This is a genomic window from Mycobacterium sp. ITM-2016-00316 (genome assembly GCF_002968335.2).
Classification (GTDB): Bacteria; Actinomycetota; Actinomycetes; order Mycobacteriales; family Mycobacteriaceae; genus Mycobacterium.
In genome coordinates this window covers 4895229-4910534 of sequence record NZ_CP134398.1, presented here as the reverse complement: position 1 = coordinate 4910534, position 15306 = coordinate 4895229, and the positions used below count along the sequence as shown (strand labels likewise).

Sequence of the window (15306 nt, the reverse complement as noted above, 5' to 3'; positions counted from 1 at the left end):
GCTGACACCGCCGGTGCCGTTGCAGCGGGGACAGGTAGCGCGGAGGTGACGAAGGAGTTTGATCACGGTATTGCCTTTCGTTATTGGGTAACCATCAGGGTGCCGGTCTTTGCGGACCGGCGACATCGGCCGCTTGGCCTACACGGACCGGGTGGGCCGGTTTCCCGGCCCACCCGTCGCGACTCAGTAGTCGTCGTGCAGACGGCTGAGTAGCAGTGCGATACCCGCTGCCGGCTCGTCGGACCCGCGGGCGCGGATGGTGCTGTTTTCGCAGATCCGACTGACCATCGGACGGCGTGTCCGCCGGCGGTGTGGCTGCAGTTTGGCGGCCAGCGGCATGTTGGCCCCCAGCGTGAGCCGTGAGATACCCGCGCTGTGCGCGGCCTGGGCTACCCAGTGCCCGCATTGACCACAGCCGCAACGCTTGTCACCCGCAGCCGTATGAAGACGCCCTTTGAGTTGGGCCACCGCGAACGCTATTCTCTTGTCCTGCTCCACTCTCTTCCTTCCTGTAGGTACACCTCTCCTGTGAGACGTGTCAGCAGGCGGTTGGGGCGAGATCAGAACTTTTTGTCCTCTGGGTTGGCGGGTCACGGTCGGTGATCCAAAGCGATGCGAAGTACGTTACCGCCTTTCCGTAGCGGCCATTGCTTCTGGTAAATGGCCGTGAGAAGGACGAGAAGTTATGCGGTACATCGCGTCCTGCATTCCATCTGCACAGTGTCGGCCACCTGTCCGATACCGGCTCGCACTCGATGCTTTTACATTGGGCTGCAACGGAATTCTGGAGGAGAGTCGTGGAGATTCTGATCGTTGCATTGGTTTTGGTTGCGGTTCTGTGGTTGGTTGCGGTCTGGCTCGGGGCGCAAGCAAAGCGGCAAGTGGATGTCGACGTCGACCTGCCTCCGGAACGGGTCGCCGAGATTGTCCGAGACCATTTCGGGTCGATCACCTGGCGACCCGTGAACGGGCGGGGAATCATTAACTACCAGTCGCGTGGTCCCGGAGTCGGTTCGGCGGTGTTGAAGAATCCGACGATCTCGGTAGATCTTTCAGCCCTCGTGAGTGGAGGCACCCGGGCGGAAATCTGGATGTCCTCCTGGCAGACAAAAGGTGGGGTCATCGGCTCTGCAGACCGCGTGTTCCTCAAGAAACGAAGCCTGGCGAACAAACTTGCTGCGCTTTAGTCCAGGTGGGGCGCATTCGAGTGGACAACGTTTGCCCACGTTGAGCAGCACGGATCACGGACCCCGACTAGCGTGAACCGCAACCGTGGCTCCGGCTGCCGAGCCCGGTGGGTGACGCCGGTGCACGGCGATCGGGGGAATGGAGACGTGCGTGCAGAGTGCGGCGGGACTGATCGCGGTTCTGGCCGTGCTGATGATGAGCTACTACTTCATGCTCGGTCGTCGCGTCGGTGTGGGCGAGATATTCGACGACCAGGGGAGACGCGTCAGCTCGACAATGTTCGGCGGCAGTTTCTCGGCATTCCTGGAAGGACTCGTTGCTGTACTGGCCCTGACGGAGCTGTCAGCCGCAGGGGGCAACCGTGACGGTTCGTTCGCTGCCGGTGCATTCATCGGCATTCTGGCCGGCGCCGGGATTGTGCTGCGCCGAAGCTGGCCGGGACAACTAGGGATCGCACTTTTCTACAGTGTGCTCGGCCTTGCAGCGGCCGTGCCCGCCGTCACCAGACTGTTCGCGGCTACCGGATGCGACGCAGGCTCGGCTTCGGCGGTCCGCATCGTCGCTGTATTGATTCTGGCGGTGTTCTGGATCATGTCGATGGTCGGTGGGCTTGTGGTGTCGCCACTGCGAGGCCTGCGCAATGTGCCGTCGGGCCTCGCGTTGTTCGGGGCACTCGAGGTCATATTGCTCATCTCGGGGCCCATCGGTATCGGCGTCTCGCCCGCCACGATCGTGGTGGTGGTGCTGACCGTTGCCGTCGCGGGTGGGCTATCTGGACTGGCTCCGGGCCTGTTCATGATGTTGTGCGGCCTGGCACTCGGGAGCCTGCAGTTCGTGACGGTGAGTACCGGAGTGGGCGTCGGATGCGAATCGCTCGTATCGACGGCGCCGGTTGCAGTACTAGTGGGGTACGTACTGGTGTTCTGGATGATCGCCTGGTTCATTTCGAAGTGGGCGCTCCGGCGTGCGGCCCGATTAGGAGCGGGTTCATGAGATGTCTGTCGGCCGTCCGTCCTATAGACAGCTGTCGCACGGTGCGTTCGGATGGGTGGTTCTGGCTGTGGTGGTGCTTGGTATCGAAACGAGGTGGGTGAGATGAGCGGGCCGAAAGGCGGTTGTTACCGGGTCGAGTCGGCGCAGCAGCGTGAGGCCCGGCTGTTGCGAGATGCCAAGGCGCGGTACGCGCGGGCCAGGTCCATCTGGCAAGCAGCGCAATCGCGAGTCGCTGCGACATCCTCAATGATCAACAGGAATTTTGACCTTCAAGCCCCTGCTGCGCCCGCGGCGGACGCGGGTTCAGCGGAGTTCGAGCACGCAGCGTCCGCACTGGAGGTGGCAGCTCGCGCGGCGGTCGACGCGGCATCTTCAGCGCGCGAGCAGTTTGCGTCGGCGACATTTGCCGACCAGATCGCCAGAATCGCTGCCGCGGCGGCGGCAGAACGTTCGGTGGTTACGGAACCGGCGTCTCCTGTGCAACGCGGGAGTGTTGCCATCGACGACACACTTGCCGAGTCTTCAGTCGACCGGATCCGTGTGCGCGCGCGTGTCGAGCGACGTCTGACCGAACTTGCCGATCTCGAACACAACACCGACCGCGTGAAGATCCTCATCACCGACATCGCCAACGCTCGGACGGAGACCCGGATCGAGCTATTGATCAGCGAGCTGGATCTCATACTGAGCGCGGGACGCGCGGTACGGGAGCACGAGGTGCAGGTCGCGCAAGTCCGGGCCGACCTCGAAGAGATGGCAGCGCGGATCACCGATGTCACCGGAGCGCAAGCAGATGCGCTTCGCGGCCGGATATCCGAGGCGGTCACTGCCGAAACCACCTCGGTACCAGCGGGTCTACAGACCGCCGTCGATGCCGTGATCGCCGATGCTGACGCTGACACCGACCGCCGTCACGTCATCGCAGCCATGCGCGGTGCGCTGGAAGAACTCGGCTATACACTCGGCACGGAGTTCGATACCCAACTGGAAGGCTCAAGGGGCACAGCTGTTATCGCTGGACCCACTGCCGGTTATGGGGTGAAGGTCCGGTTGGAGGAGGATGTCAACCGGTTCTCTGCCCAAGCAGTGAAATCGGACGCCGCCCTCACCAGCAGAAAAGAGGACACCGAAGCGGAACGCCGGTTCTGCGGCGACTTCGCGGCACTGACTGCGCTGCTCCGCGACGATGGCGTCACCCTTGACGTCGACATACACCTGGAGCCGGGCGCTACGAGTGTCCAGGTTGTGCCCGCCGAGCAGGTCACTCCGACCGGCGTCTCCGGTGCGGCGAGACGTCACCGGCCGACCGAGCGGGAGCGTTCACAACCATGACTTCAGCTGACACGCGCCCATCGTGGGTGCGCGAGATCGACCTCGCCTGCCGGCTACATCCGCAGCTCATTCTCACCGGGAACGTCCGCGACGTCTATCTGCTCGATGATCCGGTCGGCAACCGCTGGTCGATGCGGATCGAGGACGCGCTGTGGCATGTGCTGCGCCAGCAGGGATTCTGCGGACTACTGACCTACACCCATGCGGCCGGCCTGGCAATCGTCCCGGACGCCACCGGAACGGTCGATCCGACTGCCGAAAAAGTGCTGTCCGCGATTCCTGGACTCGAACTGGGACAGCGGCTCTCGTGGGACCTCCTACGACAACTGTTAGAGGTCATCGTCGCCGTGCGGCCGGGAGTCGACCCCGGTCCGCCCGTGGCGCTGGTGTTTCCGGATGCCGGCCGACTGTTCGATGAATCACTCACTGAGGACCAACGCACCTTCCTCTCGGCTGCGAACCAGTTGGCTTACGGTGCAGTCCGTTACGGAGGCAGTTATCCGGTGATCATGTGGCTGGTGGATACACCCGCCGATCTGCCTGCCTGGTTCAGTTCCGGTAACCACACGATCCGCACCACCGTGGTGCCGATGCCTGATCTCGATGCACGGATGCACATGTGTGGTTCAGTGCTGCGGAGGATGACCGATTTTCCCACTAATCCGTTCGATGCCGACAAAGTGGTTACCACCTTTGCCGAGCTTACCCACGGTCTGCACTGCCGGGCGATCCGTGACATCGTCGCTCTCGCTGCTGGAACCGGGATTTCTGCTACCGATATCGGTGATGCGGTGCGCACCTACCGGGTCGGGGTACCGGATAATCCCTGGACCAAACCGGAACTGCGGGAACGGGTATCAGAAGCCGACGCGGAGCTGCCGCTGCGCGTGATGGGGCAGCAGGATGCCGTTATCCGGTCCCTTGACCTGCTCAAGCGTGCTGTTGTCGGCCTCGGCGGCGCACAGTTGCGCGGTCGATCCACCCGGCCGCGGGGAGCGCTGTTCTTCGCCGGGCCAACCGGGGTCGGTAAGACTGAACTGGCAAAGGCCATCGCCGGGATCGTGTTCGGTGACGACAGCGCCTACCTGCGTTTCGATATGAGCGAGTTCGCCGCCGAACAGAACGAGGCCCGGTTGATCGGCGCGCCGCCCGGCTACATCGGCTACAACGCCGGTGGCGAACTGACCAACGGTGTGCGGGCCCGGCCGTTCCAGGTGATCCTGTTCGACGAGATCGAAAAAGCGCACCCGAGGATCCTGGACAAGTTCTTGCAGATCCTCGACGATGGCCGTCTCACCGATGGTCGCGGTGGCACCGTGTATTTCACGGAGTCGATCATCGTGTTCACCACCAATCTCGGCATCATCGTCCCGGGCGCGGACGGTCAGCCGGTTCACAATGTCACCGCGGCCGATTCACCCGCCGAGATGGATCGAAAGGTGCGCCAGCACATCGAGTTGTTCTTCCGCGAGCAGTTGGGTCGGCCCGAGTTGTACAACCGCCTGCGTGAGGCGATCGTGGTCTTCCAGTTCCTGACCCCCGAGGTGTTGGCCGATATCGCCGACTCGGCGATATCCAGGGCGTTGGCAGGGGCCTCCGAGCGAGGCCGCGCTCTGCTGTCCATCTCAGACACGGCGTTGGCGGATGTCCGTTCGGCGGCGACGTCGGACAGCAACAACGGTGCGCGGGGTGTCGTCTCGGCGATCGAGACGATCCTGATCAACCCGCTTTCGCGGGCTTTGTTCCACCGTGCTCCTGCGGTCGGAGAGCGTATCGAGATCACGGAAGCCCACCAGGTCGGTCAGAATTGGGAGATCGAGCTGCGATGAAGATTCAGCTGTCGCGCACACACTATCCGGTCACTGCACTCGGGCCCGGCCGCAGAGCCGGAATCTGGATGCAGGGCTGCACCTTTGCGTGTCCGGGCTGCGTGTCCCGTGACACGTGGCCGGCCGAAGGCGGCAGTGCGCACGCGGTCGAGGACATCGTGCACTGGATCGGCCACCTGTGCGGGCGCCCAGGCGGGTTGGACGGGGTGACCATCACCGGTGGTGAGCCCAGCGATCAGCCGGCGGCACTGCAGCAGCTCGTACGGGGACTGGCCGGCCTGCGGGCCGACGGAGCTTTCGACGGTGATGTGTTGTGCTACAACGGCTGCGAGCTGGAGGAGTTCCTGGACCGATGCCCCTGGGCGGCGGACGGTATCGACGCGTTGATCACCGGCCTGTTCCGTGTGGAGCAACCTACCGATCTGGTCTGGCGAGGATCGGCCAATCAACGACTGGTGGCATTGACAGAGCGTGGCCGGCGGGTCTACGCCGACCATATGGACCGGAGCACCGCCAACCCGCAGATGCAGTTCACCGTCAGTGGGGGAAAGGTATGGATGATCGGCATTCCCCGTCGCGGTGATCTGCGCCGCTTGGAGTTGTCGTTGCGCTCCGACGGGGTTGCCTTGGAGGAGCCGTCGTGGCGGCCATGAACTTGTGCAAGGCACACGGACCGTTCGACGGGGAGTCCTGCCACTCGCCCGGGTGTATCGAAGACTGGATGCCCTACGTGCCGCCGGCCGAGACGCCACCGATTGTCTGCGCCGCTCCCGGATGCGATATGCCGCAACCCTGCCCGCTGCATCCGCAGGCCAGCGAGCATCCACATCTGCGGGCCCGGCGGGCGGTACGGGAGGATCCCGCGGCCGCGCCGGTATCCGACGAGGTTGCCCGAGTTCGTTTCCCGTGGGGTCCCATCACCGTTCCGTCGTCGGGTGTGCTGAACATCGGCCGTGACTTCGGGATCGAATGTGGCAGTCAGATATCGGAATTCGACAATGTGTCGCGCCGGCACGCGGTGATCCGAGTCGCCGACGGTTCGGTCGTGGTGGAAGATCAGTTGTCCACCAACGGCACCACGGTGAACGGGGTGGCGGTGGCCCCCTATGCACCGCATCCGGTCAAGCATGGCGACACGTTGGGGTTCGGCGCACATCTGCGCGCCCTGATCGAGTGTGCGGAGGACAACCAGTGACCAGGGTCCAGGTACAGGCCTTCACCGATGTCGGTCTGGTACGTGCGCGAAATGAGGATGCGGTGCTGGTGGCGGGATGGCTATCCCAGACGCATACCGGCGTGCTCACCGCCATCGAGGTTCCGGTGGTAGGTCCCGTCGTCTGTGCTGTCGCCGACGGTATGGGTGGCCACGCCGGCGGCAACCTGGCCAGCAGCATGGCGTTGAGCATCTTGGGCGGGCTCACCGATGCCTGGAACACCGGCGAGGACATCTCGGGCGCGATGACCTATGTGAACGACCAGATCCGCAGCGTAGGTGATGATCCCGAGTTGCACGGTCTGGGAACGACGGTTGCAGGTATCTGTATCACCGACAGCAGGATCATCGCCTTCAACCTCGGAGACAGCCGCATCTACACCATCGACGAGGGTTTCCTGCAGCAGATCTCGATCGACGACTCCGTCCACGACGCGCAGGGCAACACCACCAATCTGGTAACCCAGTCGCTGGGACAGCAGGCTCCGATCGAGCCGCACATCATCGAACTATCGCTGCGTCCCGCGGCCTTCCTCATCTGTTCCGACGGGGTCAGCGGGGTCATGTCGGCTGCCGAGCTAAGAGCAGCCGTCCTCAATGCCGATGCGGGTGTGTGTGCCGACATGATCATCGACGACACCCGCGCGGGTGGCGCCGCCGACAATTTCTCATTCCTGCTGGTGCGGGTGACCGAGGTGTCGGACGAACGAACGGTAGCGGCCGACCCGGCGACTGCAGAGAATTGATGTTCACTTTGGCGAAGGAGCCCGATGGCCGAACCTGATGACCGTGCGACGCGGCGTGACAGTGCCGGCGGTACCGCGCGGGACGGCCGGCACGGCACCGCGCGCGACGGTGGCCGTGGGACCACCCGTGACGGCGCAAGTTCCCGTCGTGAGTTCGGCATCCTGCTGCCGGACTACCTTGCCGCCGATTACAACGTGATCGACGATCTCCCTGCAGGAAGTGAAGCGGCCGTCGCTGTGGTGCAGCACCGGGACACCGGGCACGTCAAGGTCGTCAAGATCTATCGTCAGGGCATCACTTTGCCGCAGGCCTTTATCGACAAGCTGGAGACAGCGGACGCTCGGCACGTACTACCGGTTCAACGGTCGGTCTACACGGGCTGGGCGTCTCCGCGCTTCATCGAGGTGATGGATTTCGTCTCGGAGGGTTCGCTCGCGAAACTGCTGAGTGAGTCGGGGGGCGGCATCCCCGACCGCGCGCGGCGGGTTCTGGAGGAGATGACCGATGCCCTGGATTATGTCCACGATCGGTTGGAGATGGTTCACCGCGATATCAAGCCGGCCAATATCTTGATCCGCAGACAGGAGCCACTCGATCTCGTCCTCGCTGATCTGGGTATTGCATCCGAACTCGACGAAGTCGCGCGATCTCGGCGTGAGACGACCGGAAGTGTGAAGGGCACTCCAGAGTACCAGGCGCCGGAGACGTTGCATACCAACGATGCCGGGCGCGCCCGCGACTGGTGGGCGCTCGGTATGACGATGTGTGAGGTACTCACCGGTCAGCACCCGTTCAAGGACAGCGCAGGCAACCCACTCCGCGATCATGGCCGGATCGGCAACGCCATCGCCCTTGGTGACATCGATCTGTCGATCGTCACGGACGATCGCTGGAACCTGTTGTGTCGTGGGCTTCTCACCCACCACCCGGACGATCGGTGGGGCGCATCTCAGGTCAGATCCTGGCTTGCCGGCGAGACACCGTCCGTCGTCTCGCGTCGGCGCGGAGCCACTCCCCGGGCGGCGGGCAGTTTCAGGTTCGCAGGACGGTCGTTCACCGACCCAGAATCGTTGGCTGACCACATGGTCACGAGCTGGAGGCATGCGACGGATCTGTTCACGTCACCGCCGGAATGCGAGGCGTTGCGCACATGGATCCGTGAAGATGTTCGCGACAACGACATTGCGACGAACCTCCTGACACCGGTCGGCGGGAGTTCGACGCTGGCGGATGCCCGGATTATCGCCTTCACCTCTCATTTTCGACCGGGCAAGGCGGTCTTTCTCAGGGACACCGAGCTCTCTGCCGCCGACCTGGCGAGCCGATTTGCACGTGCCGGAGACGCTTGGAAGGGTGATTCGTTCCTGAAGTTGTTGCAGCCCAAAGTTGTTGATGCTGTGGTGGAGTGTCATTTCAATCCGGAAGTCGACCAGCGAGGACAGTCTGCGGAGTATCGGGCACTGGCTCAGTACTCCCGATACGTGACGGATATCGACCGTGAGATCACCTCGGCTGCGGCGGCGGTATCTCAAGCCTGCACTGCGCATGTGGAGGGGGTAGACATCGGAGCTGATGTCCGACAGTCGATGCCGAGCCGAATCGATAGAGCGCAAGGTCTGGCCCGGGCGCTGCTGTTGTCACCGGCATCTGTCCAGGAGGTGTGGGGAGACTTCGGGCTCCTCGACCGCCAGCGACCGCGGTGGTTCGCCGATCTCTGTGCACAGGTCGGCGATCCCACCTCGACGCGCAACATCGACGTGCCGGGCAGCATTGCCCGTTTGGCCCTTGCCACTGTCATCGCAGACCTCGCGACGCTGTACGAGCACGCTTGGATGAACGCCAAGACCGCCGCCGATCAGCGACGCCGGGAGGCGGAGGCGGCCGCTGAGGTCGCCCGATATGCGGAGCTTCGGGCCGAGCGGCACCGGGTGGCGATCATGGCAGGCATCGGCGCGGCTGCGTCGCTCGTCGGCCTATTCGTCCACATCTGGTTGGCGCCTCAGTTCAGCCGCCCCGACACCAGGGATTGGATGAACGACGCGGCCCACAACCTGCTGCACCGGCCGTCGGCGGATATGCAGGAGCTCGCGCTGGGGCTCTGTGCGGTCGCACTGATGGGTCTTGCCCTGACGGCGCTGTTCTCAGTTGTCGACATCAATGCGCTTCGCACGGTCACGATCTGCCTCTGTGCACTCGGGGCGATCTGCATCCTGCCCATGGTCATCATCGCGGTGGGCATGATCTTGATGATCGTCTTCGGTGTTGCAGTGGTGGCGCTGATCGCGGTCGGCCTGATGAGCGCGGCGAGTTGAAGGTGCACCACAGCTGGTGAGAGCACCCGGAAGGAGTCGGTCACAGGGGCTATTGCACAACATGAGTCGACGGATCAGGCTACACATCGTAGTGGTTTTACGGCATAGGAGACGCCATGGAATGTAAGAAATGCCATCGCCGGCTGAACGACTGCCAGGGATGCAACGGCGGCCGGGCCAGCGGGATGTTCGGCAAGCTCACCTGCAGCAAGTGCAACAACACGGGTCTGGTGTGTAACCAGCACAACGGGCACTGGAAATAGGTTGGTCCAGAGATACCTCTGGAAGCCCCAGACCCGACGCAATCAGAACCTCGACCACTGGTGGCAATTGCCCGATGACCCCACCCGGGTCCAGTCTCGCTGGCTTCAGCCGATACGTGATCTGACCGCGCCCGCGACATTCAGTGAGTGGCACCGACGGATCGCGGTGCGGCGGGTTCTCGAATACGACGGGGTGCGGCCGGCGCTCATCCACGCGGCACTGCTTGTCGTCTTGGTCGCCGCGATGTGGGTGCTAGGCGTCCGCGGCTGGTATTGGCTGCTGCTGGTCGCCTCGCCAGTGCAGATCGTCGTCGAGGCATATCTGCACAAGATTGTCAGCACCGATGCGGACCCGGGGTGGGAACTCGGTCACTGGTTGGGTGATACAGCGCGCGAAAATCTGCACTCGAAGGTACTCAACGCCGGTGGTGTCGCGGCCACGATCGCCTGCCCGGCCACTATCGGTGCGGCGTGCTTTGCACCACCCGGCGGCGACCTCGGCTGGGTCAAGGTTGGGGCCCTGGCGGCGGCGGTGTTGTACCTCAACTCAGCTCTTCGCAACGGGCTGCTCGACCCGCCACAGTTCACCGAGACCAGTCGCATGCCGCCGGTCGTTCACGCGCTGCGACCCTATGTACCGCTGATCTCGTGTGTAGTGGTGGTGGCGGCGGTGGCGACCAGCGTCTACATCGGCCAATGGGAACGCGCCTACATCCCGGTCGCATTCATGTGCGCGCTGCTGACACTGCAATTGGGCGGGACACTGCGGGAACATGACCGGACGGTAGCGGTCGCCGCGCAGGTCGGACGACAAGCCGTGTTGGCCGGCCGAGAGGAACTGGGGCGTGTCATTCACGACGACCTCAACGCCGCGAAAGGCGCTGCGGCGACCGTTCATCGAATCGTCGGCGTCGACGCGATCGACAAGGTCGACCTGATGGCATTGCCGGTGTATCTTACACACTTCAACACCCGCGTTGCGATGACAGCAAGACTGCGCATGGATCTGTCAGACCTGGCTGTTCAGATGGCGTCACCGTACGGTGTCGAACCTCGGGACATTGACTGTGAGGTCCTGTGGGATCAGGAGACTCTGAGATTCGAAGACCATCGGGTCTCCATCAGGATGGCGACAGCGCTGATCCACAACGTCTGTCAGGCGCTCAACAGGCCGGAACACTCGGAGCTGCGCAAGTCGTTTGGTTTGGAGGCCTACACAACCGGTTCGGACCACCTGTTGCGGTATCACCTCGCCGTGAGCGACCACCTCCCCGCCATACCGTCCGCTGACTGGTGCCGGGACGGTGACTCCCTGACAGCGTTGCGCGATTGGCTGGAGGAGGACTTCGACGGTGGTTTGATGCAGGAAAAGATCGACGATGGGCGCAAGAGAATCGTCGCCTGGTGGCATGATCGCTACCAGGGTGAAGTCGATTGATGCATGTCCCGCCGGCTTTAACGATCAGCTGAACGGGCTCCATCGATGCGGCCATATCAGTTCGGCCACTGACGATACGAGAATGCCGAAGGCCAGAACAGCCACTGTAACGAAGCCGAACATCCACCATCGGCCACTCCGGTAGGCAGCCAGCCCTCTAGTTTTCGGCGGGGCTTTCCATGGAACTGCTCGAGCCCGAGCCGACGTTCCAGGGCAACAAGATCCCCTCGATTTCCTACGGCCATCTCTCTGTGCTTCGCCATCAATTGCAGACAGAGTATCGAGAGCGTCAGTTTCAGAAAAGAGGCGACGAGCCTGGCGGGGAGGATTCGGCACCGATTGCGATGGTGAGCAGGAAGGCCTCGGTCGTCAGCGCAAGGGCCGGCGTTTGCCACACCAGTGCATTGTGGTTCAACGCCTCGTCGGAAAGCGATGCGTAGGCCGTCCGCAGGTTGTCCAACGTTGATGCACTGACGGTTGGGGAGACGAGCTTCTCTACAGAAGTGCTGTCCCGGGCCATGTTTCGAGTCCGGCGACCTCATCGGGCCGAAACCACTGGAAAAGCTCTCCTTCGCCCCCAGGTGTCGCATCGACATCCCCCTTTGCGTCGACCGCGTGTCCGTGGCCATGAAAAAGTCCTCTCTGGTGGCCAAGTAGAGGTCCCCGCTGGTGGCCAGATAGAAGTCCCCACCCCGTGTTCGTCGTGTCGATCAGGAACTGTGGGCCCCGATGGTGACGGTGAAGGTGCCAACCAGACACCACCACCGGGGAGTTCCATTGAAGTCTGCGAAGGACCGCATGGACATCATTTCCGCCTACCAACAAGTCGGGTCGTACCGAGGTGCTGCCGACCTCTGCCACACCACCCCCAAGACCGTCAAACGGATCGTGAAGAAGTTCGAAGCCGGCGATAACATACCGCCACGGGCCCAACGGGCCCACAACTACGATGCGGTGACCGACTTGGTCACCGAACGTATCGCGAAGTCCCAGGGCCGGATGTCGGCCAAGCGGATGCTGCCCATTGCCAGGGCTGCCGGTTATCAGGGATCCGCCCGCAACTTCCGCCGCCTGGTCGCCGAGGCGAAGACGTTGTGGCGCAACGAGCATCATCGAGGGCGACGCCCGGCGGTGTGGTCACCGGGCGAGTATCTGGTCATCGACTGGGCCCAGGCCGCGCCGGGATTGTTCCTGTTCTGCGCGGTGCTGGCGTTCTCACGGTGGCGGTTCGTCGCGTTCGCCACCGACCAGAAAGCCTCCACCACGCTGGCACTGATCGCAGAAACGTTCAACGCGATCGGCGGCGTGCCGGCCCGGGTGTTGGCCGACCGGATGGCGTGCCTCAAGGGCGGGGTGGTCGCCAACGTGGTGATCCCGACCGCCGAATACGTGCGGCTGGCAGGACATTACGGGTTCGCACCCGACTTCTGCCACGCATCGGATCCCGAATCGAAGGGCATCGTGGAGAACTTGTGCGGCTACGCCCAACGCGACCTGGCCGTCCCGTTGTTAACCGAGGCCGCCATCGCGGGCCGCGGTCTGGATCTGCGGGCCGCCAACACGGCGGCGAGAGCATGGTGTGCCGAAGTCAACGCCACGATGCACTCGGAGATCTGTACCGTTCCCAACGAACGACTGATCGTCGAACGTGAACTGCTGCAACCACTACCGTCGCTGCGGTTGCAGATCGGGGCACCCTCGGTACTGCGCAAGGTCGACCGACTGTCATGTATCCGATACGGCTCGGCCCGCTACTCCGTACCGACCCGGCTGATCGGGACCAACGTCGCCGTCGTGGTCGATCACGGCGCGGTCTGCCTGGTCGAACCCGCCACCGGGACGGTCGTGGCCGAACACGAACTCGCCGCCCCAGGCAGTGCGTCGATCCTCGACGCACACTACGACGGGCCACGACCAGCACCAAACCGGGGTCCACGACCCCGAACCACGACCGAGCAGCAGTTCTGCGCTCTGGGCGCGGATGCCGAGGCATTCCTCATCGGAGCCGCGGCGATCGGCAACACTCGACTGGGCTCTGAACTGGAGGTCCTGCTCGGGTTGGGTGCCGCGCACGGCACCGACGCACTGACCGCGGCGTTGCGCCGGGCGGTGGCCTTTCGGCGGTTCCGCGCTGCCGACGTGCGCTCCATCCTGGCCGCCGGCGCGGGAACCCCGCAACCCCGCCCGCCCGGGGACGCGCTGATCCTGGACCTCCCGGTCGCCCCGATGCGTTCGCTGGACGCCTACACGGTGATCCCGGCCGACGGAGGTGTCACGTCATGACCAGCACATCAGCGAAGGCCGTAAAACCCGTTGCGCCACCGTCAGTTCCGCCGCTGGCCGCTGATCTCGACGCCGGGTTACGGCGACTCAAACTGGCCGCGATCCGACGCACCGCACCCGAAGTGTTGATCACCGCGAAGACCCAACGCTGGACCCCCGAGGAAGTGCTGCGAACCCTGATCGAAACCGAACTCGCGGCCCGGGATGCCTCCAACGTCGTCAACCGCCTCAAGGCCGCCGGCTTCCCAGTGACCAAGACACTCGAGTCGTTCGACGTGGCTGACTCTTCGATCCAGCCGAAGGTGTTCGACTACCTATGCAGCCTGGAATGGATACGCACACAACAGAACCTGGCCATCATCGGACCCGCCGGAACAGGTAAGTCCCACACCCTGATCGGACTGGGCATCGCTGCCATCCATGCCGGGCACAAGGTCCGCTACTTCACCGCCGCCGACCTCGTGGAAACCCTCTACCGCGGCCTGGCCGACAACACCGTCGGCAAGATCATCGAATCCCTGCTCCGGGTCGATCTGATCATCCTCGACGAACTGGGCTTCGCCCCGCTCCATGACACCGCCACCCAACTATTGTTCCGGCTCGTGGCCGGCGCCTACGAACGCCGCTCGCTGGCCATCGGATCGCACTGGCCATTCCAAGAATGGGGCCGGTTCCTGCCCGAGCACACCACCGCAGTCAGCATCCTGGACCGGCTGCTGCACCACGCCACCGTCGTCATCACCGACGGCGACTCCTACCGCATGAAAGACGCCCAACACCGGAAGGAGACCACCCAACCAACCTAGGAATCACCACACGGGGTGGGGACTTTTATCCGGCCACCAGCGGGGACTTCCACTTGGCCATTGACACCGCGTAGCACACGCTGACTGCGTGCTTTCGCGGATCGACGCCGAATTCACCATTTCTCGGGTCGGGAAAGAACTCCATGAGTGCGTGCGGTGCGTAGGTGTTGTCCGGCAAGTCGAGCTGACCACGACGCAGCGTGCTTGCGCGCCGTGCCAAGGCCTCTGCAACGGTTTCGCTGCGCCGTATTCTGCCGCCGAGATGGCACCACAGCAGCGGTTGATCCGGGAACGGAGTGGCGCGCTTTATCAAACCGACACGATCGATGTCTCCCGCGGGACCTCGTTGCACCGGTACGAAGTCCACACATGCCATAGGGAGCGTAATCCCATTCCGAAGCGGAGAGCTCACCACCTTGCATCATGCGCTGATGCCACAGCTGATGGCTGCGGCTACATGCGGTCGGCGCCGGTGAATTTCGATTCCATGTGATCGGCAGCGGTCATGACGAGTTCCAATGGACCCATCAGTTCGTTCAAATCGAGATTGCTCAGGGGCACAGCATGCCTGAGCGCCAAGGTCTCGCCGACCTTGACAACGCCTCCGACAACATAGTCCGCGGCCTCGTCCAGTAGCGCCGGGATGTTGGTGATGCGGGCGTCAGCAATCGGGGAGGCGATGATTGCGAACTCTTCGTCGGTCGCATCCATCGACCCGTGCGAGACCATCACCAGTTGCGATCGACCTCCACCGACATCGAAGACCAACGTCAGGAAGGTATCCGAGTCCTGCTTGATCTTGAAGTTCTGTCGTAGGTATCCGGCCACGTCATTCCAATTTGCCATGAGCACAACGTATTCACGGGCGACAGGCCGCGCTATCGGCTGACTGTCCTACAGGG

General features: G+C 63.3%; 15 protein-coding genes. 12 read left to right on the top strand and 3 right to left on the bottom strand.

Features of this window, described 5'->3' with window-relative positions; all coding sequences use genetic code 11:
• Window positions 1–183: 183 nt before the first annotated feature.
• Window positions 184–498 carry a hypothetical protein gene (locus C6A86_RS23660; protein WP_142406859.1) on the bottom strand — a complete coding sequence of 105 codons (315 nt, stop codon included), beginning with the start codon at window positions 496–498 and terminating at the stop codon, window positions 184–186.
• Between the two features lie 299 nt (window positions 499–797).
• Between C6A86_RS23660 and C6A86_RS23655 the strand changes: the two genes are divergently transcribed.
• From C6A86_RS23655 to istB, 12 genes are all read left to right on the top strand, one after another.
• Window positions 798–1187 (top strand): hypothetical protein, encoded by a 390-nt coding sequence (locus C6A86_RS23655; protein ID WP_142406860.1) that lies wholly within the window; start codon window positions 798–800, stop codon window positions 1185–1187.
• 151 nt (window positions 1188–1338) lie between these two features.
• Complete coding sequence (locus C6A86_RS23650; protein WP_142406861.1) at window positions 1339–2181, top strand: hypothetical protein; 843 nt, start codon at window positions 1339–1341, stop codon at window positions 2179–2181.
• Window positions 2182–2283: 102 nt separating this feature from the next.
• The gene (locus C6A86_RS23645; protein ID WP_142406862.1) at window positions 2284–3513 is read left to right on the top strand and encodes a hypothetical protein; all 1230 of its coding nucleotides are present in this window, start codon (window positions 2284–2286) and stop codon (window positions 3511–3513) included.
• Window positions 3510–5342: an AAA family ATPase gene (locus C6A86_RS23640; RefSeq protein ID WP_105361655.1), complete on the top strand. Its 1833-nt coding sequence runs from the start codon at window positions 3510–3512 to the stop codon at window positions 5340–5342. Before C6A86_RS23645 ends, C6A86_RS23640 begins: the two co-directional genes overlap by 4 nt.
• Complete coding sequence (locus C6A86_RS23635; protein WP_105361656.1) at window positions 5339–5995, top strand: 4Fe-4S single cluster domain-containing protein; 657 nt, start codon at window positions 5339–5341, stop codon at window positions 5993–5995. Before C6A86_RS23640 ends, C6A86_RS23635 begins: the two co-directional genes overlap by 4 nt.
• Window positions 5992–6537, top strand: coding sequence for an FHA domain-containing protein (locus tag C6A86_RS23630; protein ID WP_311101242.1), 546 nt, complete (start codon window positions 5992–5994; stop codon window positions 6535–6537). Before C6A86_RS23635 ends, C6A86_RS23630 begins: the two co-directional genes overlap by 4 nt.
• Window positions 6534–7301 (top strand): PP2C family serine/threonine-protein phosphatase, encoded by a 768-nt coding sequence (locus C6A86_RS23625; protein ID WP_105361576.1) that lies wholly within the window; start codon window positions 6534–6536, stop codon window positions 7299–7301. Before C6A86_RS23630 ends, C6A86_RS23625 begins: the two co-directional genes overlap by 4 nt.
• A gap of 24 nt (window positions 7302–7325) precedes the next feature.
• Complete coding sequence (locus tag C6A86_RS23620) at window positions 7326–9614, top strand: protein kinase domain-containing protein (RefSeq protein ID WP_105361575.1); 2289 nt, start codon at window positions 7326–7328, stop codon at window positions 9612–9614.
• 330 nt (window positions 9615–9944) lie between these two features.
• Window positions 9945–11315: a hypothetical protein gene (locus tag C6A86_RS23615; RefSeq protein WP_142406851.1), complete on the top strand. Its 1371-nt coding sequence runs from the start codon at window positions 9945–9947 to the stop codon at window positions 11313–11315.
• Window positions 11316–11494: 179 nt separating this feature from the next.
• Window positions 11495–11755 (top strand): hypothetical protein, encoded by a 261-nt coding sequence (locus tag C6A86_RS23610; RefSeq protein WP_105361573.1) that lies wholly within the window; start codon window positions 11495–11497, stop codon window positions 11753–11755.
• Window positions 11756–12092: 337 nt separating this feature from the next.
• The gene (gene istA / locus C6A86_RS23605) at window positions 12093–13598 is read left to right on the top strand and encodes an IS21 family transposase (RefSeq protein ID WP_105361438.1); all 1506 of its coding nucleotides are present in this window, start codon (window positions 12093–12095) and stop codon (window positions 13596–13598) included.
• Window positions 13595–14404 carry an IS21-like element helper ATPase IstB gene (gene istB / locus C6A86_RS23600; protein ID WP_105361437.1) on the top strand — a complete coding sequence of 270 codons (810 nt, stop codon included), beginning with the start codon at window positions 13595–13597 and terminating at the stop codon, window positions 14402–14404. The genes istA and istB overlap by 4 nt, the downstream gene beginning before the upstream one ends.
• A 25-nt stretch (window positions 14405–14429) precedes the next feature.
• Here the strand turns inward: istB and C6A86_RS23595 are convergent, their stop codons facing one another.
• On the bottom strand, window positions 14430–14771 hold the full coding sequence (locus tag C6A86_RS23595) for a DUF4916 domain-containing protein (protein WP_158263233.1): 342 nt from the start codon (window positions 14769–14771) through the stop codon (window positions 14430–14432).
• 86 nt (window positions 14772–14857) lie between these two features.
• Window positions 14858–15250 (bottom strand): hypothetical protein, encoded by a 393-nt coding sequence (locus tag C6A86_RS23590; RefSeq protein ID WP_105362075.1) that lies wholly within the window; start codon window positions 15248–15250, stop codon window positions 14858–14860.
• Window positions 15251–15306 lie beyond the last annotated feature (56 nt).

Excerpts from the sequence above, each read along its gene's own strand:
- C6A86_RS23645 (WP_142406862.1), top strand. The coding sequence starts at position 2,284 with ATGAGCGGGCCGAAAGGCGGTTGTTACCGGGTCGAGTCGGCGCAGCAG.
- C6A86_RS23640 (WP_105361655.1), top strand. The coding sequence starts at position 3,510 with ATGACTTCAGCTGACACGCGCCCATCGTGGGTGCGCGAGATCGACCTC.
- C6A86_RS23635 (WP_105361656.1), top strand. The coding sequence starts at position 5,339 with ATGAAGATTCAGCTGTCGCGCACACACTATCCGGTCACTGCACTCGGG.
- C6A86_RS23630 (WP_311101242.1), top strand. The coding sequence starts at position 5,992 with ATGAACTTGTGCAAGGCACACGGACCGTTCGACGGGGAGTCCTGCCAC.
- C6A86_RS23620 (WP_105361575.1), top strand. The coding sequence starts at position 7,326 with ATGGCCGAACCTGATGACCGTGCGACGCGGCGTGACAGTGCCGGCGGT.
- C6A86_RS23610 (WP_105361573.1), top strand. The coding sequence starts at position 11,495 with ATGGAACTGCTCGAGCCCGAGCCGACGTTCCAGGGCAACAAGATCCCC.
- istB (WP_105361437.1), top strand. The coding sequence starts at position 13,595 with ATGACCAGCACATCAGCGAAGGCCGTAAAACCCGTTGCGCCACCGTCA.
- C6A86_RS23590 (WP_105362075.1), bottom strand. The coding sequence starts at position 15,250 with ATGGCAAATTGGAATGACGTGGCCGGATACCTACGACAGAACTTCAAG.